Here is a 19,189-nt window from a genome sequence, read left to right as displayed (position 1 = left end):
CGGCGAGTTCACCCGCCGCAGGTTTTCTGTCAGCCATCGCTGCACGATGGTGTGAACCGGAAGGCATCAAGCGTGGACCGGTACCGGCAACGGCGCCGCCAGCAGGCGCTCATCCAACAGGCCCAAGCCCTCCTGGAACAGCTGATTGCTGCGCTGAGTGTCGCCCAGTTGCGCCAGCAATCGCGCCAGTTCCGCGCAGGCTTCCGGATTGCGCTGCATGCGCAGGCTGCTTTCCAGGTAGTCCCGGGCCTTGCCCCATAGACTGCTCTGCAGACACAGGCGCCCCAGGGTCAGCAACAGGCTCGGGTCGGCCGCATGATCCTTGAGCCAGCCTTCCGCAGTGTGCAGCTGACGTGCCGGATCACTGCCGCGAACCAGCCCGTACAGGCGCGCCAGATGACTGTCGTAGTTGCGTTTGAGAGCTACGCGCAGGACCTCTTCGGCTTCGACCTGGGCCCCCAGTTGCCGCAGTTGCTCGGCATAGGCGAGCACCAGTTGCGGCTCCTGACGCTGCTCGGAGGTGAGCTGCTGCCAGGCGCGGTTGAGCGATTGCAACCCTACCGTTCCGTCCGCTTCCTGCTGCGCAGCCAGGGACAGGTTTTCCCCCCAGGCCCGGCGTTCCAGTTCGGCCAGTTCGGCCGGTGGCAGGACCTTGTCCTTGCGCAGTTCCGGCAGCAGGCGAATCACCGCCGACCAGTCGCCACGCTGTTGATGCAGGCGATGCAACTGGCGCAAGGTCTGGACGTTACGCGGATGACGCGCGCGCATGGCCTCCAGGGTCACCAGGGCGCCGTCGGTGTCGCCGCGATCCGTCTGTAATTGAGCGTGACTCAAGGCGATTGCCAGCTCGGCCTGAGGCTGTCGTTCGAGGGCGCGCTCCAGCAGCTTGTCGCTTTCCTCGTAGTGACCCAGCTCGTTCGCCGCGCGGGCAGCGCCCAGGTAGTACAGCAGCGGTTGGCGCTCGGCTTCGGCAGCCCGATGCAGATGACGCTGCGCACTGGCCCAGCGCCCTTCGGCCAGATCCAGCTGCCCGTGTTCGATCGCCACTTGCACCCGGCGACTGCGATTGCGCCGCGACCAGGGGTTGACCACGCCGCTGGAGGTCATCACCAGTTCGACCAACGCCTTGATTCCCCAGAACACCAGCCAGAGCACGGCGACCAGGGCCAGGGTCGCCCACAGGCTCGACTCAAAACGAAAGCTCTTGTAGGCGATCAGCACGTAGCCGGAATGCTCGGCAATCGCCAGCCCCAGTGCCGCGGCGGCGGCGATGACCAGGAACACGATCACGTAGAGGCGTTTCATGGCGTGGCCTCCGGTTCGGTGCTCGCGGCAGGTTTGGCCATCGGTTTGACGGAATCCTCGGCGTTGACATTACGCCGTTCCAGATACCCCTGGACCGCGCTCAGCGTACCGGTCAGATCCGGCGTGACCACACTCACCGGCTGCTTGCTCAACTCACCCACCTGCTCAAGCATTACTTTGCTCTGAGGGTTGTCCGGGTTGAAGTTGCCCTTGAGCACATCCCGCGCCTCGACCATCGCCTGGGTGTATACGGCGGACTGACCATTGAGTGCGGCCCACTGCGCCTGCTCCAGGGCCAGACTCAGGGCCAGGCGCACCTGACTCAGGCTTTGCCCTGCCAGCAACGGACGAACGTTTTTGTCGGCATTGAAATCGATGCGGATATAGCGCGAGATCTGATCCCACCATTGCGCCCAGCGACTGGCACCGTCGCCATCGGCGGTCAGTCCCAGCAGGGATTCGCCACGATCCTTGTACTCGGGCGCCAGTTCCGTGAGGTTGATCACCTGGTCGCGCAGCGCCCCCAGGCGCAGGAACAGCCCGGTGCGGTCCGGCTGTTCAGTGCTACGCAACGCTACCAGCGTTTTGGCAACCTGTTCGCGCGCGGCAAAGGAACCCGGATCGTTCTGTTCGCGGAGAATTTCATCGGCACCCTGCACCAGGGCCTGAGCGCTGCTGATGTCCTGCAGCGCGGAAAGACGCAGGCTGGCCAGACGCAACAAATGCTCGGCTTCGGCCAGGCGCCAATCCTTGCGGCTGGCGCCGAGGACAGTTTCCAGTCGCTGGTTCAGGCGCTGCTGGTCGCCCTGGAGCTGGACCACCAGACGACTGCGAGCTGCAAGCTCGTCGGCTGCGGGCAATTGTTCAAGGCGCGCAGTCAGGCGCTGTTCGTTGAGCTTCAGGCTTTGCGCCTGATCGTTCAACGCCTGCACCTGATCCAGTTGCTGCTGGTTATTGGCTTGCAGGTGACGCACCTGCCAGACGCCCCAGCCCCCCACGGCAACACCGGCGGCGCCCAGCAGCAGCGCGACCATTGCCAGGCCATTGCCTCGGTGCTGCACTTGAGCAGGTGGAGGCGTTTCAACCGGTGCATCGAGCACTGGCTGGACATCATCTTTAGGCAAGGCTGTTTCGCTCACGTATCCATCCTTTGCATTAGAGAACGGGTTCGGGATGCTCCCGCAACGCCGTTAGCAAAGCCGCGGCGCTGGCGCCACGACAATCCACAACTTTTTCAGCCCCGGCGGCCCATGCCAGCTCGGCAACCCTGGGGCTTGGAACAAACAACGGCAACCGCGCCAATTGCGGCCAGGTATCGCCCGCCAACTGCCGCAGGTGCTCAAAACCCTGTCCACTGCTGACCACCAGCCCATTCAAGCGTTCCGCCCGAATCCGCTCGGGCAGCGCTGCTGGGGGATAGTTCGGCAGTTTTCGCCGGTACAACTCCAGGTAGTCGACACTAGCACCTAGCTCGCGCAAACGCTCAGCCAGCAGCTCGCGCCCACCCTCCCCACGCATGATCAGCACCCGTGGATCGGCCCGTGCGATAGCCTCGCGCAGCCGGGGAAGTTCAAGCAAGGCTTCGCTGTCATCGCCCTCGACCGGGAAGCTGACGTCCACCCCGCGCGCCTGGAAGATCTGCGCGGTCGCCGCACCCACGCTGAACCACTGCAGGCAAGGGGGTCGTGGCCAATACTGGCCAAGCAAGCCCACCGCCTTCCTGGCAGCCGGCTTGCTGACCACGATCACCGCGCAATAGCGCTCCAGATCCCGGATCACCTCACGCATTGTGTCAGAGACAGGAATCGACTCGATCTCCAAAAGCGGCAAGCTGCTGCTGAAAATCCCCACTTGCGCCAAAGCATTGCTCAGCGCCGCTGACTCATCCGCAGGACGCGTCAGTAACAGGCGCCAGCCGGTCACTCGTGATCTGCCTCGCCGTAGACCGCCTTCAGGATGTCGTTGGCACCCTGGTTCAGCAGGTCTTCGGCCACTTGCACGCCCAGGGCTTCGGCATGCCTGCGTGGCCCACGGGCTTGCGCACTGAGCAGCAGACCGCCGCCTGGATCGCCCACCAGGCCACGCAACCAGATCTGGTCGCCTTCGAGTATGGCGTAGCAGGCGATCGGCACCTGGCAGCCGCCGTTGAGGTGCTTGTTGAGGGCACGTTCGGCAGTGACGCGGATGGCAGTGTCTTGATGGTGCAGCGGCGCCAGCAATGCGTGGATGTCGCTGTCGACGCTGCGGCATTCGATCCCCACCGCGCCCTGGCCACCGGCCGGAAGACTGTCGTCGACGCTGATGGCCGAGGTGATGCGATCTTCGAAGCCGAGACGAATCAGGCCGGCGGCGGCGAGGATGATGGCGTCGTATTCGCCGGCATCGAGCTTGGCCAGCCGGGTATTGACGTTGCCCCGCAGGAAGCGGATTTGCAGGTCGGGGCGGCGGGTCAGCAACTGGGCCTGGCGGCGCAGGCTGGAGGTGCCGACAATGCTGCCTTGAGGCAACTCATCCAGGCTCGCGTAAGTATTGGAGACGAATGCATCGCGCGGGTCTTCGCGCTCGCAAATGCAGAACAGACCAAGGCCTTCGGGAAAGTCCATCGGCACGTCCTTCATGGAATGCACGGCGATGTCGGCTTCGTTTTCCAGCAGCGCGGTTTCCAGTTCCTTGACGAACAGACCCTTGCCGCCGATTTTCGACAAGGGCGAGTCGAGCAGTTTATCGCCACGACTGACCATGGGTACCAAGGTCACGAGCAGTCCGGGATGAGCCTCTTCCAGACGGGCTTTGACGTATTCGGCCTGCCACAGGGCGAGAGCACTTTTGCGGGTGGCGATGCGGATTTCGCGAGAGGACATGGATCAATCAATCCGTACTGAATAGATACGGCCGATAATAACAGCTCAGCCAAATCCACTTTGACTTGTATCAGCTAACGCCTGCCCTCCCTGGCCCCGGATGTCCGGCAATCGGGTGTGAAGTTCGCCTGAGACCGGCGAATTACAGCTGTTGCATCATTTTGCGAACGCCCGCCACATGACGGCGGCTGACGATCAAAGCGTCACCGTTCAAGCCTTTGAGAAACAGTTGAAAATGTCCCAGGGGCGTGCGTTGCAGGCGCTCGATTCGCTCACGGGCCACCAGCGCATTGCGGTGAATGCGCACGAAACGGTCGCCGAATTCATCTTCGAGGGCCTTGAGAGGCTCATCAAGCAGCACCTCGCCGCCTTCATGGCGCAAGGTCACGTATTTATGATCGGCAATAAAGTAGACCACCTGACCCAAGGGGATCAGTTCGATCCCTTTTCGGGTACGGGCGCTGATATGGCTGCGAGGCCCGCTGCCACTCTCGGCAGCCGGGCGGGTCAAGGCGGCGAGTTGGACACGATTGGGTCGCTCGGCTTTCTTTAACGCTTCATGTAACTGTTCTGTACGCACAGGTTTCACCAGATAGCCTACGGCACTTGCCTGTAAGGCTTCCACGGCAAATTCATCGGGCCCTGTGCAAAACACCACGGCTGGCGGGGTTTCACGTTCGCACAATCGGGCAGCCACTTGCAGGCCATCGAGGCCCGGCATGCGGATATCGAGTAACACGATATCCGGTTTGTGACTGTCGATCAGTGCCAACGCCTCTTCGCCATTCGTAGCGCTGGGCTCCAGGACACTGTATCCCTCGAGTTCGCCGACCATTCGGCTCAGGCGCTCGCGGGCCAAGGGTTCGTCATCAACGATCAGGACATTCATATTGCGCTGGATTCCTGCGTGAGTCTCGCACAAGGATAACGTAGACAGGTGAAGTGACGTCCGTCACCGCGATCCACGCTAAGACTAGCGCGAGGGCCAAAAAGTGCCGCCGGTCGGACGGCTAAATTTTTATCTGGCGTGCATTTGGCGGCCCGGGCCCGCACTGGCGAGGCATCGCCACAGGGTTTTCTGATACACAATATGAACACCCCCTCTTTTTATAGGCAGCTGCAGCGCCCGGAAGTGCGCTGATCCCTACTGTCCAACTGTAGACGGTTGCCGCGACGATATTGCTCAATTGAAAAATATCGTTGCGCAATCTACGTACGGCTTGCCTTGAGTATGGGCCGACGCATCAGGAAAAAAACCTGTCGACCGGTGTCAGCGACAGGATTGGCAACCCTGTTATTATCCGCGACAGCTTTCAACGCCATCTTTCTTCAGCCGATACGAGCGAATTCATGAGCACTGACAAGACCAATCAGTCCTGGGGCGGCCGCTTCAGTGAACCCGTCGACGCCTTCGTCGCCCGCTTCACCGCCTCCGTCACCTTCGACCAGCGCCTGTATCGCCACGACATCATGGGTTCGATCGCCCACGCCACCATGCTGGCGAAGGTCGGTGTGCTGACCGATGCCGAGCGCGACAGCATCACCGATGGCCTGAAGATCATCCAGGGTGAAATCGAGGCCGGCCAGTTCGACTGGCGCATCGACCTCGAAGACGTGCACATGAACATCGAGGCGCGCCTGACCGACCGCATCGGCGTGACTGGTAAAAAGCTGCACACCGGTCGCAGCCGCAACGACCAGGTCGCCACCGACATCCGCCTGTGGCTGCGCGACGAGATCGACCTGATCCTGAGCGAAATCACCCGCCTGCAACAAGGCTTGCTGGAACAGGCCGAGCGCGAAGCCGACAGCATCATGCCCGGTTTCACTCACCTGCAAACCGCGCAGCCGGTGACTTTCGGGCACCACATGCTGGCCTGGTTCGAAATGCTCAGCCGTGACTACGAGCGCCTGGTCGACTGCCGCAAGCGTACCAACCGCATGCCATTGGGCAGCGCCGCACTGGCCGGCACGACCTACCCGATCGATCGCGAATACACCGCGCAACTGCTGGGCTTCGACGCGGTCGGTGGCAACTCGCTGGACAACGTGTCCGATCGCGACTTCGCTATCGAGTTCTGCTCGGCGGCAAGCATCGCGATGATGCACTTGTCGCGTTTCTCCGAAGAACTGGTGTTGTGGACCAGCGCCCAGTTCCAGTTCATCGACCTACCGGACCGTTTCTGCACCGGCAGTTCGATCATGCCGCAAAAGAAAAACCCGGACGTGCCCGAGCTGGTGCGTGGCAAGACCGGCCGCGTGTTCGGCGCGCTGATGGGCCTGCTGACCCTGATGAAAGGCCAGCCCCTGGCCTACAACAAGGACAACCAGGAAGACAAGGAACCGCTGTTCGACGCCGCCGACACGCTGCGCGACTCGCTTCGGGCCTTTGCCGACATGATCCCGGCGATCAAACCCAAGCACGCAATGATGCGCGAAGCGGCCCTGCGCGGTTTCTCCACCGCCACCGACCTGGCCGACTACCTGGTGCGTCGGGGCCTGCCGTTCCGTGACTGCCACGAAATTGTTGGCCATGCGGTGAAGTATGGCGTGGAAAGCGGCAAGGACCTGGCGGAAATGAGCCTGGAAGAGCTGCGCAAGTTCAGCGACCAGATCGATCAGGACGTGTTTGAAGTGCTGACCCTGGAAGGCTCGGTGAACGCCCGCGACCATATCGGCGGGACTGCGCCGGCGCAGGTGAAACAGGCTGTGGCTCGCGGCCAGCAATTGCTCGCCAGCCGCTAAGCAGTCAAAAAGCATCGCGAGCAAGCTCGCTCCCACAGTGGATCTGGGGTGTTCACAGATTTGGTGCTCACCATCAATCTAATGTGGGAGCGAGCTTGCTCGCGATGACTGACTTTCAGATCACTACAAAACCTACTTCCTGGACGCGACCATCGCCATAAACGCCGGCATCGCCGCTTCCCTGTCCGCCGCGATCCGCTGCACGTTCGGATTCTGCTCCAGCCGCTCCAATAACGCCCTGGCCGCCGGCATCTCAGCCAACAGATCGATATCGAACAGCTTCTTCCCCACCGCACAGGCCAGCGGCACGCTGTACAGGAAATACAAATCCGCAATACTCAGGCTGTCACCTGCCACGTAAGGGGCGAATTTGCCGTGCCTGCCCAGCGAGGCAAAGCCCAGCAGCAATTCGGCTTTGGTCTTGTCCTTGATCGCGTCCGGCACGGTCATGCCGAAAAACGCTTCGGGATAACAGGCACGTCCCGGCAGCTCGATGTACAGCTCGATTTCCTTGGCCAGCGCCAGAATCTGCGCCCGCTCGAAAGGATCGCTCGGCAGCAGCGGCGTGCCGTCCTGGCTCTGCTCGATGTACTCCAGAATCACGCTGGTTTCATTGATAAAACCTTGCTCGTCGCGCAGCACCGGAACCTTGCCTCGCGGACTGATCGCCAGCGCTTCAGGGCTCTGGCCGGCATAAAACGGCACTTCTTCAAACGGCAGTCCCTTCTCCAGCAGCGCCAGCTTGACCATGTTGTAGTAGTTGCTGACACAAAATCCATAAAGCTTGAGCATCACATAGCCTCCAGGCCGTGCAAGGGGTTGGCAGCGCCAGTTATAGAACGCCTGGGCGCTTCTCGCCAGCAGCATCACAGCGCTGAATGCAGGTAAACTGGCCGTCTTTCCTTGAGGAGCCTGCCATGAGCGAGCAAAACCCCGACAATAACCAAGACGATATCGACGAGGAAGAGTTTGCCGAAAACACCCTGGTCGAAGCCATCGAAAACCAGATCGAAAGCGACAATCCGCCAGCGGCCAAGGCGACCTTCAACAAGCTGACCCTGGTGGGTTACGAGCGCGAGGAAATCCTCAACCTGATGGCCCATGTCCTGGCGGTGGAAATAGACGCGATCCTCGAAGAAGACCGTGCGTTCAACACCGAATGGTACGAAACGGCGCTGCGTGCTCTGCCAGAGTTGCCGCCGGAAAAGAAGTAACCCACCCTGCTCCCCTGTAGGAGCGAGCTCGCTCGCGAAAAAACCCCAGAGCGCCGCGGGGCATCGGGTTTCGCGCGTCATCGTTAACGGCCGTCGTCGGAACGCCGCCCGGAGCAAGCTCGCTCCTACAGAAACTGGCTCGCAGCCAGCAGCACCCACCGGGGAATGTATCCCGAGGCAAAAAAACCCTGTCGCGAGCACTGGACATGCCGCGCAAGTGGGCTCACCTTAGGGGCGCTGTCGTCCAATTCCTAGAAAGTCTGGAGTCCTTATGTCGCTTACCCCTGAGTTGGTTGCCGAACTGGAAGTCCTCGCCCTCTTCAACCTGGACAGTTCCCAGGAAGGTCTGAAAATTCATCAGACCGCTGCCCCGAAACACATTGACGCTGCCAAACGCCTGCACGAAAAAGAGCTGATCGACCAGCCCGATGGCGGTTACCTGACCAGCCTGGGACGTGACGCCGCGCAAAATATACAAACCGTTCTGACTATTCTGAGTGTCCCGGAAACAGCCTGAGTTACCGCATCGCCCACGGAAACCCGTGCTACGGGTTCCGCGGGCACCCTTCGTGACCGGCACGGATACCTGTCAGCTACCCGTCGTGCCCGACGATAGAAATCTGACGTCAGAAAAACCAGAAACCAGCTTAAAAGTCCCGGGGCCGAGGCGCTAAACTGCCCTTCATCCTGAGGCCTTCCACGTCCGGACTCTCCGAGCCGGTTTGAGCTGACATGACCCACCCCCATGAGATCCGCCCCGACCTGGAAGAAGGCATCGACCGCAAGGTACTTGGCCAACTGCGTGCACGGTTCCTGAAGCTGAACGAGGGCCGCATGGCGCGCGCCATGAGCGGGCTATCAACCCGACAGCAAAGCGTGCTGACCCTGCTGCCGCTGTTTTTTCACGTCAATCATCCGCTGCTGCCAGGTTATGTTTCGGGCAATACGCCGGCCGGATTGTCGAACTACGAACCGGACGCCAACGTCCTCGCCGAAGCCCAGCGCCTGACCCGCTCGTTTTCTTATAAACCGCGTCACGGCAGCAATCCGCCCCGACCGATTCACGGCCTGTTCCTGATGGGCAGCCTCGGCAGCCTGGCCCAGGCCGATCAGAGCGACATGGACGTCTGGGTCTGTCACGCACCGGATTTGAGCGAAAGCGATCTGACCGAGCTGCGTAAAAAGTGCCAGCTGCTCGAAACCTGGGCCGTCGGCCAGGGCGCCGAGGCGCATTTTTTCCTCATCGATCCGGCCCGCTTCGTGCTCGGCGAACGCGATCATCAACTGAGTTCCGAAGACTGTGGCAGCACCCAGCACTATCTGCTGCTGGACGAGTTCTACCGCACCGCGATCTGGCTGGCCGGACGCACGCCAATCTGGTGGCTGGTACCGGTTTATGAAGAGGTTGCCTACAAAGATTACACCCACGCATTGCTTTCCAAACGCTTCATCCGGGCCGACGAAACCCTGGACCTGGGGCATCTGGCGCACATTCCCCCCGGCGAATTCATCGGCGCCGGTCTATGGCAGCTATTCAAGGGCATCGAATCGCCGTACAAGTCGCTGCTCAAGCTGCTGCTGACCGAGGTCTATGCCAGCGAGCACCCTAAAGTCCATTGCCTGAGCCTGCGCTTCAAACACGCCGTGTTCGCCAACCAGCTCGACCTCGACGAGCTGGATCCCTACGTCATGGTTTACCGACGTCTCGAGCAATACCTTGGCGCCCGTGACGAGCCGGAACGGTTGGAGCTGGTACGGCGCGCATTGTATTTGAAAGTGAATCGCAAGCTCACCGGCAACAGCAGTCGCAGCGCGAGCTGGCAACGCGCGCTGCTTGAGCGCCTGGCCCATGAATGGCACTGGGATCAGCGCCAGCTGGCCCTGCTCGATAGCCGCAGCCAGTGGAAAGTCCGCCAGGTTGGCTCGGAGCACGGAGCCTTGGTCAATGAGCTCAATTACAGCTATCGCTTCCTGACCCGGTTCGCCCGCAACGAACACACCGTCAGCCTGATCAATAAACGCGAGCTCAATGTGCTCGGTAGACGGCTGTATGCGGCCTTCGAGCGCAAGGCGAACAAGGTCGAGTTCATCAACCCGGGCATCGCCCCGGACCTGGCCGAAGACACCCTGACCCTGGTGCAGGTGCCGAACAGGAACGCGCCAGGACAAACTCATTGGGGTTTGTATAACGGCAGCCTGACCACCCACGAGTGGGAGCATTTCGCGCCGATCAAGCGCAGCCGTCAATTGCTGGAACTGCTGACCTGGTGCCACCGCAATGGCGTCATCGACAGCAGCACCCGCCTGGCCTTGCATCCCGGCAGCAGCGACCTGAGCGAGTTCGAACTGTTCAACCTGCTCGGCAGCCTGCAACAGAGCATCGCCATGCCCTTGGCGGCCGTTGCCGAAGAACCGCTATTGCGCGCGAGTGTGCCCAGCGAGGTGCTGATCCTGATAAACGTCGGCATCGATCCGCTCAAGCACCACCGCGACCTGAATATCCTGATGACCACCGGGCGCACCGATTCCCTGAGTTATGCCGGGGTTCGGGAAAATCTGGTACTGACCCTGGACCAGGTCACGCTCAACAGCTGGAACGAGGTACTGGTCAGCCGTTTCGATGGCCCCCATGCCTTGCTTGCTTGCGTACGCGATTATCTCAACAATCTGCCGAAGGGGCGGCAACTGCCCAGACTGCGGGTTCATTGCTTCTGCCACAACCGCGCGCAATTCATCGCCCGGCGGGTTGAAGACATTCTCGACACCGCGCAAAACCTGCTGCTGAGTGAACTCAATCATCGCTATCTTATTCAGGTCCAGCAGCATTTCCATGTACTGGAACTGGTGCCCGGCCATGTCAAGCACGTCGCCCTCGCCTCGCTGCCGGCGCTGGTCGAATACCTGGGCGCAGACCTCACCTGCTACAGCCCGTTGCATCTGGACCCGATGGCGCTAGAAGACCAGGATCTGTCGCTGGTATTACCGATGGGGCAGCCCGAATGCGTTCAAGTGTTCTATCGGGTCAGCGAGCTTTACGCCCACCTGTACGTACTGGATGAATTCAATGCCCTGTGGCACCAACGTGTGCCCTACCACGATGAGCAAAGCCTGCTGGTACCGTTGCAGAGATTCCTGCAATCGATCCAGTACCGGCGCGACGCCTTGCTGCCGATCGACGCTGCCCGGCCCCTGAGCCTGGATACCTTGTATTTCCAGCTGATGCCATCGGGCCCCGTGCGGGCCCGTCGGGTCGAAGCCCGACCAGCACCGCAAACCTCGGTCAACGAATATTTCTATGACGTGCAGGCAATCGTCGGCAATGCCGCACCTGGGCCGGTGCAGATCACGTTGTATTGCAATCAACGGGAGTTTTCAGAGCTGGAACATGGCGACCAGCTATTCAGTGTGGTCGCCAGGGAAATCGTCGGGCAGCGGCGCGAGCGCGCGCGATACCGTTGCTACATCACCGACCTGGACTTGTCCGGTCTGCTCGGTGATGGCCAGCGTTCAAGCAATCTGTATCTGCGCTACAAGGCCGATCTGGAGCGTGCATTGAATGAAGCGCTCGAGCAGATCTGAGTGGCGTGTCATTCAGGGAAGTCACCGCCATTGGCAGGCTGTGATTCGACTTCCAACAGGGTCAGCTTGAGGGTCTTGCCCCCCGGAGCCGGCCAATCGATATGCTGGCCAACCTTGAGGCCGAGCAATGCGCTGCCTACCGGCGCCAGGATGGAAATCTTGCCTTCGTCGGCATTGGCATCCTTGGGGTAGACCAGCGTCAGGTGGTAATCCTTGCCGCTGATCTCTTCGCGGCAATGCACACGGGAGTTCATGGTCACGACATCGGCGGGCACTTCATCGTGACCAACCAGGGTATCGGCGCGATCCAGTTCGGTTTGCAGCGCGACAACGCCCGGCAGCGTGTCATCCAGGCTGTCGATCAGGCGCTCCAGACGTTGTACGTCCAGACGGGTAAGGGTGATGGAAGGTGCGGTCATGATCAGGGCAGACTCCTTTCTTCTGCACGAAAAAAGCAAAACCCCGCCAGAAGAAGGCGGGGTTTTCACGAACCTCGATGGGTTGAGGCGTACCCGGACACTATCACAGCTCAATAAATATACAAGCCAGCGGTGACCACGGCCCCGCCTGGGGGAAATTGCAGGCGGGCGAAGTAGAAACCCTGTGGGAGCGGGCTTGCTCGCGAATGCGGTGTATCAGTCGACATCATTTTTGTCTGTCACACCGCATTCGCGAGCAAGCCCGCTCCCATAGATTATGCGTCAGGCGCAGGATTTGCGCTGGGTGGCCTGGGCGCAGATGATGCGCCGACGATCATCATCGGCCGAGCGCCATTCGCGGATGTCTTCGACATGACGAAAACATCCAAGACAGACCTTCTGCTCATCCAGCCGACACACACCGCTACACGGCGAAGGCACCGCCGGGCTGACATTGCTGTAGAGCGGTTTGGGTGCACGAACGGGCGTAGCCTTGGTCACGGTCTCACAGACCTTCGAAATCGAGTTCGACGTCAGCCTGCTGCTTGACGATGCGCTCGAGCATTTCGCCCAATTGCTCTTCGCTCTTGTCGCACATCCAGCGCTCGCTCTCTTCGTCATAGTCAAAGTGGAAGCCGCCGGACACTGCCGCCAGCCACAGCTGACGCAACGGTTCCTGGCGGCTGAAAATCAACTGGCTGCCGTTCTCGAACTTGACGGTGAGCACACCGGCGGAGCTCTCCAGATCGAGATCCAGGTCACTCTCGTCGAAAATATCCTCCAGCGTTTGCTGGGTGGCATCGACCAGATCGTGGAAACGGGCTTCGGTCAAACTCATTGCGGCAACCTCAAAAAATGTCTGATCACGCTCAAGCGCCGCAAGATACGGGCGAGCCCCGGGGATTGCAAAGGATAACGATCAAGCGCCGATATGGGTACATCAACCACGGACCTGTAGGAGCCGGCTTGCCGGCGAAGGGGCCGGCACATCCAACATCATTAAAACTGTCTGACACGGTCACTGTGGGAGCTGGCTTGCCAGCGAAGAGGCCGGCATATCCAACCTGTTCGTTGACTGAACCACCGCTTTCGCTGGCAAGCCAGCTCCTACAGGGGATTGCATTTGACTGGCCGGCATCCGTCCAAGCCCCGCCGGACGGGAGCTGCGTTACATAGGCAAGCTGCCGGGTGGCCGGTATACTCCGGCGCAATTAATGCATTTTCAAGGATTTCGCCATGAAGCGCCTGATCTCTTCCCTTGTTGCGCTCGCTTCGCTCGTCGCTTTTGCCAGCGTGTTATCGGCCTGCGGTCAAAAAGGCCCGCTATACCTGCCTGATGAGAACCAGGACCCTGTCGAGCAAGCCAAAACATCGCAACAGCAGCCTGCGTCCAAAGCTCACAAGCACGACGTCTACCAATAAGGGAACATCATGAACGCTTTTAACTACCGTGACGGTGAGCTGTTCGCGGAAGGTGTTGCCCTGTCTGCCATCGCCGAACGCTTTGGCACGCCGACTTACGTCTACTCCCGTGCCCACATCGAAGCCCAGTACCTGGCTTACGCCGATGCACTGGCCGGCACGCCACACCTGGTCTGCTTTGCGGTCAAGGCCAACTCCAACCTGGGTGTACTGAATGTCCTGGCGCGTCTGGGCGCCGGTTTCGACATCGTCTCCCGTGGCGAGCTGGAGCGCGTGTTGGCCGCTGGCGGCAGCGCCGACAAGATCGTGTTCTCCGGCGTCGGCAAGACCCGTGACGACATGCGTCGCGCCCTGGAAGTCGGCGTGCATTGCTTCAACGTCGAATCCACCGATGAGCTGGAGCGCCTGCAGGTGGTCGCCGCCGAGCTGGGCGTACGCGCGCCGATCTCGCTGCGCGTGAACCCGGACGTCGATGCCGGTACGCACCCGTACATTTCCACCGGTCTTAAAGAAAACAAGTTCGGGATCGCCATCGCCGACGCCGAAGACGTGTACATCCGCGCCGCACAGCTGCCTAACCTGGAAGTGGTCGGCGTCGATTGCCATATCGGCTCGCAACTGACCACCCTGCCGCCGTTCATCGATGCCCTCGACCGCCTGCTGGCCCTGGTCGACCGCCTCGGCGAGTGCGGTATCTACCTGCGCCACATCGATCTCGGTGGTGGTTTGGGCGTGCGTTATCGCGATGAAGAGCCGCCGCTGGCTGCCGATTACATCAAGGCCGTGCGCGAGCGTCTCGACGGTCGTGACCTGGCGCTGGTGTTCGAGCCGGGCCGTTTCGTCGTCGCCAACGCTGGCGTACTGCTGACCCAGGTCGAGTACCTCAAGCACACCGAACACAAAGACTTCGCCATCGTCGACGCGGCCATGAACGACCTGATCCGCCCGGCCCTGTATCAGGCCTGGATGGACGTCACCGCCGTACGCCCGCGCACTACCGCTGCCCGTGCCTACGACATCGTCGGACCGATCTGCGAGACCGGCGACTTCCTGGCCAAGGATCGTCAGCTGGCCCTGGAAGAAGGCGACCTGCTGGCCGTGCACTCGGCCGGTGCCTATGGGTTTGTCATGAGTTCCAACTACAACACCCGTGGCCGCGCCGCCGAAGTGTTGGTGGACGGTGATCAGGCATTTGAAGTGCGTCGCCGCGAGACGGTAGCCGAGTTGTTCGCTGGCGAAAGCCTGCTGCCGGAGTAATACCATGCTGCTGCGTTTTACCAAGATGCACGGCCTGGGCAATGACTTCATGGTCCTCGACCTGGTCAGCCAGCACGCGCATATTTTACCCAAGCATGCCAAGCAATGGGGAGATCGGCACACCGGAATCGGTTTCGACCAGTTGCTGATCGTCGAAGCGCCAAGCAACCCGGACGTGGATTTCCGTTATCGGATCTTCAACGCAGACGGCTCCGAAGTGGAACAGTGTGGCAACGGTGCCCGCTGTTTCGCCCGCTTCGTGCTCGATAAGCGCCTGACCGCGAAACGGCAGATCCGGGTCGAAACCAAAAGCGGCATCATCGAACTGGATATCCGCAGCGACGGGCAGATCGGGGTCAATATGGGCGCCCCGCGTCTGGTGCCGGCCGACATTCCGTTCGACGCACCGGAACAGGCCCTGAGTTATCGGGTTGATGTCGAAGGTACTGCAGTCGAATTGGCCGCCGTGTCCATGGGCAATCCCCATGCGGTACTGCGGGTCAGCGATATCAACAACGCACCGGTGCATGAGCTGGGACCAAAAATCGAACACCATCCGCGCTTCCCATCGCGGGTCAATGTCGGTTTTCTCCAGGTCATCGACCGCAATCGTGCGCAGCTGCGCGTCTGGGAACGCGGGGCCGGGGAAACCCAGGCTTGCGGAACCGGCGCCTGTGCTGCCGCAGTGGCCGCGATCAGCCAGGGGTGGATGGATTCGCCTCTATTGATCGACCTGCCAGGCGGGCGCCTGTCCATTGAATGGGCAGGCCCCGGCCAACCGGTGATGATGACCGGCCCGGCAGTACGCGTTTATGAAGGACAAGTGCGTCTTTGAGAGAGTCAAATCCATGAAAGATAAGCCTCAGGTTCCCGCCCTACAGCCCGACGAATCCCCTTCCGAAAGCCTTGAGGCGGCGGCGATTGCCGCGTACCTGGAGACTCATCCGGATTTTTTCGTCGAGCATGAAGAACTGCTCCCGGCCTTGCGCATTCCCCACCAGCGCGGCGACACCGTGTCGCTGGTGGAACGCCAGATGACCATCCTGCGCGACCGCAACATCGAGTTGCGTCATCGCCTGTCGCACCTGATGGACGTGGCCCGCGACAACGACCGTCTGTTCGACAAGACCCGCCGCCTGATTCTCGCGCTGATGGACGCCACCAGCCTCGAAGACGTGGTAATCAGCGTCGAAGACAGCCTGCGCCAGGACTTCCAGGTGCCCTTTGTCAGCTTGATCCTGCTGGGTGACAACCCGATGCCGGTCGGCCGCTGGGTGACCCATGAAGAGGCACAGACGGCCATCGGCGGCCTGCTCTCGGAAGACAAGAGCATCAGCGGCAGCCTGCGTGAGCATGAACTGGATTTCCTGTTCGGCGAAGAACAACGCAAGCAGATCGGCTCCACCGCGGTCGTCGCCATCAGCCATCAAGGCATCCATGGCGTCCTGGCCATCGCCAGCCGCGATCCGCAGCACTACAAGAGCTCGGTGGGCACGCTGTTTTTGAGCTATATCGCCGAAGTCATGGGCCGCGTGCTGCCACGGGTCAGCAGCTCCCTGCGCTCGGTGCGCTGATCGTGGAACGGCAACTGGACGCTTACTGCGAACACTTGCGCAGTGAGCGACAGGTGTCCCCCCATACGCTGTACGCCTACCGTCGCGACCTCGACAAAGTGCTGGTCTGGTGCGTCAAACAGAACATCGACAGCTGGGCCGCCCTGGATATCCAGCGCCTGCGCAGCCTGATCGCCCGTTTGCACGCCCAGGGCCAATCGTCCCGCAGCCTGGCGCGGCTACTCTCGGCGGTGCGCGGGCTGTATCACTATTTGAACCGCGAAGGTCTTTGCGACCACGATCCGGCCAACGGTCTGGCACCGCCCAAGGGCGAACGCCGCTTGCCGAAAACCCTCGATACCGACCGCGCGTTGCAATTGCTGGAAGGTGCGGTGGAAGATGATTTTCTGGCGCGTCGGGACCAGGCGATCCTGGAGTTGTTTTATTCTTCGGGACTGCGCCTTTCCGAGCTGACCGGGCTCAATCTCGATCAGCTGGATCTGGCCGACGGGATGGTCCAGGTGCTCGGCAAGGGCAGCAAGACGCGGTTGTTGCCCGTCGGCAAGAAAGCGCGCGAAGCACTGGAACAGTGGCTGCCGTTGCGAGCCATGGCCAATCCGCCGGACGACGCCGTGTTTGTCAGCCAGCAAGGCCGTCGCCTCGGCCCCCGGGCGATTCAGGTACGGGTCAAGGCTGCTGGCGAACGCGAGCTGGGGCAAAATCTGCACCCGCACATGTTGCGGCATTCCTTTGCCAGCCATTTGCTGGAATCCTCACAGGATCTGCGAGCGGTCCAAGAACTGCTCGGCCACTCAGACATCAAGACCACCCAGATTTACACCCACCTGGACTTCCAGCACTTGGCGACGGTCTACGACAGCGCCCATCCACGGGCCAAACGCATTAAAGGCGATGATTCATGACCATCAAATTGATCACCTTCGACCTCGACGACACCCTGTGGGACACCGCGCCGGTGATCGTCAGCGCCGAAGCCATCTTGCGTGAATGGCTGACCGAGCACGCACCCAATCTGGGCGCGCTACCGGTGGAGCATTTGTGGACCATTCGTGAACGGATTCTGAGCAGTGAACCGAGCCTCAAGCACCGCATCAGCGCCCTGCGTCGGCGGGTGCTGTTTCACGCGCTGGAAGAGGCCGGCTACGACCATGGTCAGGCTTCAGACCTGGCGGACAAGAGCTTTGAAGTGTTTCTGCATGCTCGGCATCAGATCGAAGTGTTCCCTGAAGTCGAACCGACACTGGAAACCCTGGCCAGGCACTACGCCTTGGGCGTGGTCACCAATGGCAACGCCGATGTGCGCCGATTAGGGCTGGCCGATTACTTCAAGTTTGCCCTGTGCGCCGAAGACATCGGCATCGCCAAACCCGATGCGCGTCTGTTTCATGAGGCGTTGCAGCGCGGTGGCGCGACCGCCGACACGGCGGTGCATATTGGCGACCATCCGGGGGATGACATCGCGGGTGCCCAGCAGGCGGGGTTGCGGGCGATCTGGTTCAACCCGACGGGTAAAGCCTGGGAAGCGGATCGCTTGCCGGACGCGGAGATTCGCAGCCTGAGCGATTTGCCGGCGTTGCTGGCACGGTGGAATGCCGGCTCGGCCTGAAACTCAACCCAACTAACACCGCAAACCCCTGTAGGAGCTGGCTTGCCGGCGAAGGCGGCCTCCCAGTCAATACATGTATCGACTGACACACCGCCTTCGCCGGCAAGCCAGCTCCTACAAGGGATTGCGCCAGGCTCTGGCAGTTGTCCACCCATGAAAAAGCCCGCAGCGACGGCGGGCTTTTTCAGCAAGCAAGGCAGGCGCTCAGATAGGCCGGCTACCGTACTTGTTGTCAGGCTTCTTGGGAGGATCGGCGACCACATTAGCCTCCACTTCCTGCACCTTGCCGCCGCGCGCAAGAAACTCTTCCATGGCCTTGGCCAGGGCATCGCGTTCCTTGTTCTTGGCTTCGACGCTTGGCAGCTCATCGACCGACACCGCAGCCTTGGCCTTGCCTTTGGCAGTCGGGATGGGCGTATCACCGCCATCGTCGTCTTCAGCGACGTCTTCTGCCGCCGTTTCAAGGCCTTCTTCGGTTTCGTCGTCGTCGCCTACTTCGAGGTCGTCGTTTTCCAGATCATCGTCGCTCATGTTCTACCTCATGACTTGCGAAAAGCAGATTAGTTATAGCCCAGCTTTGCCGTCTGTCGACGGCTGCCGGAAAAAATTCAACCGCCGTTGATGTCCAACGGCCTATTCCCCTTCACCGTGCAAGGTGGCGAGGACTTTACGGGCACCGCCATGATCACGGTGCTCGCCCAGATAAACGCCTTGCCAGGTCCCTAGCGCCAATCGGCCTGCCTGAATCGGCAAGCTGACCTGACAGCCAAGCACGCTGGCCTTGAAGTGCGCCGGGAGGTCGTCCAGGCCTTCGTCGTTATGTTCATAGTCGTCCGTTCCTTGTGGGATCAGACGATTGAAAAATCGTTCGAAGTCGCGACGTACCGCCGGATCGGCGTTCTCATTGATGGTCAACGACGCCGAGGTATGCTGTAGCCACAAATGCAACAGACCGACCCGACATGCCTTTATTTCAGGCAGGCCGGCGAGTAACTCGTCCGTTACCAGATGAAAGCCCCGGGGCCTCGCCCTCAAGGTAATCAGAGTCTGTTGCCACATACAGTTCTCCGCACGTTCGGGGCGCATTCTAGCGCGCTCTGGGAAAAAACAAAGGCCCTAATATTCCTTCAATCATGTAAGCCATTGGCCGCACAAAAACCCGCTGCGTAAACGCCTCGAAACTTGTACGAAAAAACCTTTCAGCTGT

General features: G+C 60.8%; 21 protein-coding genes and 1 pseudogene. 10 read left to right on the top strand and 12 right to left on the bottom strand.

What is annotated here, in order from left to right:
* Positions 1–66: 66 nt before the first annotated feature.
* The 6 genes and pseudogenes from J2W17_RS14025 to J2W17_RS31120 all read right to left on the bottom strand — a co-directional run.
* Positions 67–1,305 (bottom strand): heme biosynthesis protein HemY, encoded by a 1,239-nt coding sequence (locus J2W17_RS14025; protein ID WP_307334798.1) that lies wholly within the window; start codon positions 1,303–1,305, stop codon positions 67–69.
* Entirely contained in the window at positions 1,302–2,444 is a 1,143-nt protein-coding gene (locus tag J2W17_RS14020; protein WP_307334796.1) for a uroporphyrinogen-III C-methyltransferase, read from the bottom strand. Before J2W17_RS14020 ends, J2W17_RS14025 begins: the two co-directional genes overlap by 4 nt.
* A 16-nt stretch (positions 2,445–2,460) precedes the next feature.
* The gene (locus J2W17_RS14015; RefSeq protein WP_307334794.1) at positions 2,461–3,228 is read right to left on the bottom strand and encodes a uroporphyrinogen-III synthase; all 768 of its coding nucleotides are present in this window, start codon (positions 3,226–3,228) and stop codon (positions 2,461–2,463) included.
* Positions 3,225–4,166, bottom strand: coding sequence for a hydroxymethylbilane synthase (gene hemC / locus J2W17_RS14010; protein WP_307334792.1), 942 nt, complete (start codon positions 4,164–4,166; stop codon positions 3,225–3,227). Before hemC ends, J2W17_RS14015 begins: the two co-directional genes overlap by 4 nt.
* A gap of 142 nt (positions 4,167–4,308) precedes the next feature.
* Entirely contained in the window at positions 4,309–5,055 is a 747-nt protein-coding gene (locus J2W17_RS14005) for a LytR/AlgR family response regulator transcription factor (RefSeq protein WP_128872557.1), read from the bottom strand.
* Positions 5,052–5,171: pseudogene (locus J2W17_RS31120) on the bottom strand (sensor histidine kinase); the annotation flags it as partial. The gene J2W17_RS14005 and the pseudogene J2W17_RS31120, both read right to left, overlap by 4 nt.
* 345 nt (positions 5,172–5,516) lie before the next feature.
* Here J2W17_RS31120 and argH point away from each other — a divergent pair.
* Entirely contained in the window at positions 5,517–6,911 is a 1,395-nt protein-coding gene (argH, locus tag J2W17_RS14000) for an argininosuccinate lyase (protein WP_307334789.1), read from the top strand.
* A gap of 132 nt (positions 6,912–7,043) precedes the next feature.
* Here argH and J2W17_RS13995 read toward each other — a convergent pair whose 3' ends face one another.
* The gene (locus tag J2W17_RS13995; protein ID WP_307334787.1) at positions 7,044–7,703 is read right to left on the bottom strand and encodes a glutathione S-transferase family protein; all 660 of its coding nucleotides are present in this window, start codon (positions 7,701–7,703) and stop codon (positions 7,044–7,046) included.
* 125 nt (positions 7,704–7,828) lie between these two features.
* Between J2W17_RS13995 and J2W17_RS13990 the strand changes: the two genes are divergently transcribed.
* The 3 genes from J2W17_RS13990 to J2W17_RS13980 all read left to right on the top strand — a co-directional run bounded on the left by J2W17_RS13990 (position 7,829) and on the right by J2W17_RS13980 (position 11,704).
* The gene (locus tag J2W17_RS13990; protein WP_307334785.1) at positions 7,829–8,125 is read left to right on the top strand and encodes a hypothetical protein; all 297 of its coding nucleotides are present in this window, start codon (positions 7,829–7,831) and stop codon (positions 8,123–8,125) included.
* A gap of 271 nt (positions 8,126–8,396) precedes the next feature.
* Entirely contained in the window at positions 8,397–8,642 is a 246-nt protein-coding gene (locus tag J2W17_RS13985) for a TIGR02647 family protein (RefSeq protein WP_307334783.1), read from the top strand.
* A 215-nt stretch (positions 8,643–8,857) separates the two neighbouring features.
* Positions 8,858–11,704, top strand: a complete 2,847-nt coding sequence (locus tag J2W17_RS13980; protein ID WP_307334781.1) for a class I adenylate cyclase — start codon at positions 8,858–8,860, stop codon at positions 11,702–11,704.
* Positions 11,705–11,712: 8 nt separating this feature from the next.
* Here J2W17_RS13980 and rnk read toward each other — a convergent pair whose 3' ends face one another.
* The 3 genes from rnk to cyaY all read right to left on the bottom strand — a co-directional run bounded on the left by rnk (position 11,713) and on the right by cyaY (position 12,961).
* A complete protein-coding gene (gene rnk, locus J2W17_RS13975) occupies positions 11,713–12,123 on the bottom strand; it encodes a nucleoside diphosphate kinase regulator (protein WP_307334779.1) in 411 nt (136 codons plus the stop codon).
* A gap of 282 nt (positions 12,124–12,405) precedes the next feature.
* A complete protein-coding gene (locus J2W17_RS13970; protein WP_307334777.1) occupies positions 12,406–12,624 on the bottom strand; it encodes a DUF1289 domain-containing protein in 219 nt (72 codons plus the stop codon).
* Positions 12,625–12,628: 4 nt separating this feature from the next.
* On the bottom strand, positions 12,629–12,961 hold the full coding sequence (gene cyaY / locus J2W17_RS13965; RefSeq protein ID WP_307334775.1) for an iron donor protein CyaY: 333 nt from the start codon (positions 12,959–12,961) through the stop codon (positions 12,629–12,631).
* Positions 12,962–13,359: 398 nt separating this feature from the next.
* On the opposite strand from cyaY, the gene lptM reads away from it, so the two are divergent.
* Genes lptM through J2W17_RS13935 form a run of 6 tightly spaced genes read left to right on the top strand, consistent with a single transcriptional unit; the run spans position 13,360 to position 17,982 of the window.
* Complete coding sequence (lptM, locus tag J2W17_RS13960; RefSeq protein WP_307334772.1) at positions 13,360–13,545, top strand: LPS translocon maturation chaperone LptM; 186 nt, start codon at positions 13,360–13,362, stop codon at positions 13,543–13,545.
* A 9-nt stretch (positions 13,546–13,554) separates the two neighbouring features.
* Complete coding sequence (gene lysA / locus J2W17_RS13955) at positions 13,555–14,802, top strand: diaminopimelate decarboxylase (RefSeq protein ID WP_307334770.1); 1,248 nt, start codon at positions 13,555–13,557, stop codon at positions 14,800–14,802.
* A 4-nt stretch (positions 14,803–14,806) separates the two neighbouring features.
* The gene (dapF, locus tag J2W17_RS13950) at positions 14,807–15,637 is read left to right on the top strand and encodes a diaminopimelate epimerase (RefSeq protein WP_307334768.1); all 831 of its coding nucleotides are present in this window, start codon (positions 14,807–14,809) and stop codon (positions 15,635–15,637) included.
* 13 nt (positions 15,638–15,650) lie between these two features.
* Positions 15,651–16,376, top strand: a complete 726-nt coding sequence (locus J2W17_RS13945) for a DUF484 family protein (RefSeq protein WP_307334766.1) — start codon at positions 15,651–15,653, stop codon at positions 16,374–16,376.
* Between the two features lie 2 nt (positions 16,377–16,378).
* Positions 16,379–17,278, top strand: coding sequence for a tyrosine recombinase XerC (gene xerC, locus J2W17_RS13940; RefSeq protein ID WP_307334764.1), 900 nt, complete (start codon positions 16,379–16,381; stop codon positions 17,276–17,278).
* Positions 17,275–17,982 carry an HAD family hydrolase gene (locus J2W17_RS13935; RefSeq protein WP_307334762.1) on the top strand — a complete coding sequence of 236 codons (708 nt, stop codon included), beginning with the start codon at positions 17,275–17,277 and terminating at the stop codon, positions 17,980–17,982. Before xerC ends, J2W17_RS13935 begins: the two co-directional genes overlap by 4 nt.
* 204 nt (positions 17,983–18,186) lie before the next feature.
* Here the strand turns inward: J2W17_RS13935 and sutA are convergent, their stop codons facing one another.
* A complete protein-coding gene (sutA, locus tag J2W17_RS13930; protein ID WP_307334760.1) occupies positions 18,187–18,513 on the bottom strand; it encodes a transcriptional regulator SutA in 327 nt (108 codons plus the stop codon).
* A 102-nt stretch (positions 18,514–18,615) separates the two neighbouring features.
* Positions 18,616–19,041, bottom strand: a complete 426-nt coding sequence (locus tag J2W17_RS13925; protein WP_154849247.1) for a secondary thiamine-phosphate synthase enzyme YjbQ — start codon at positions 19,039–19,041, stop codon at positions 18,616–18,618.
* Positions 19,042–19,189: the final 148 nt, after the last annotated feature.

This window comes from Pseudomonas lini, from assembly GCF_030812475.1.
Classification (GTDB): domain Bacteria; phylum Pseudomonadota; class Gammaproteobacteria; order Pseudomonadales; family Pseudomonadaceae; genus Aquipseudomonas; species Aquipseudomonas lini_A.
This window is presented reverse-complemented; position numbering and strand designations above follow the sequence as displayed.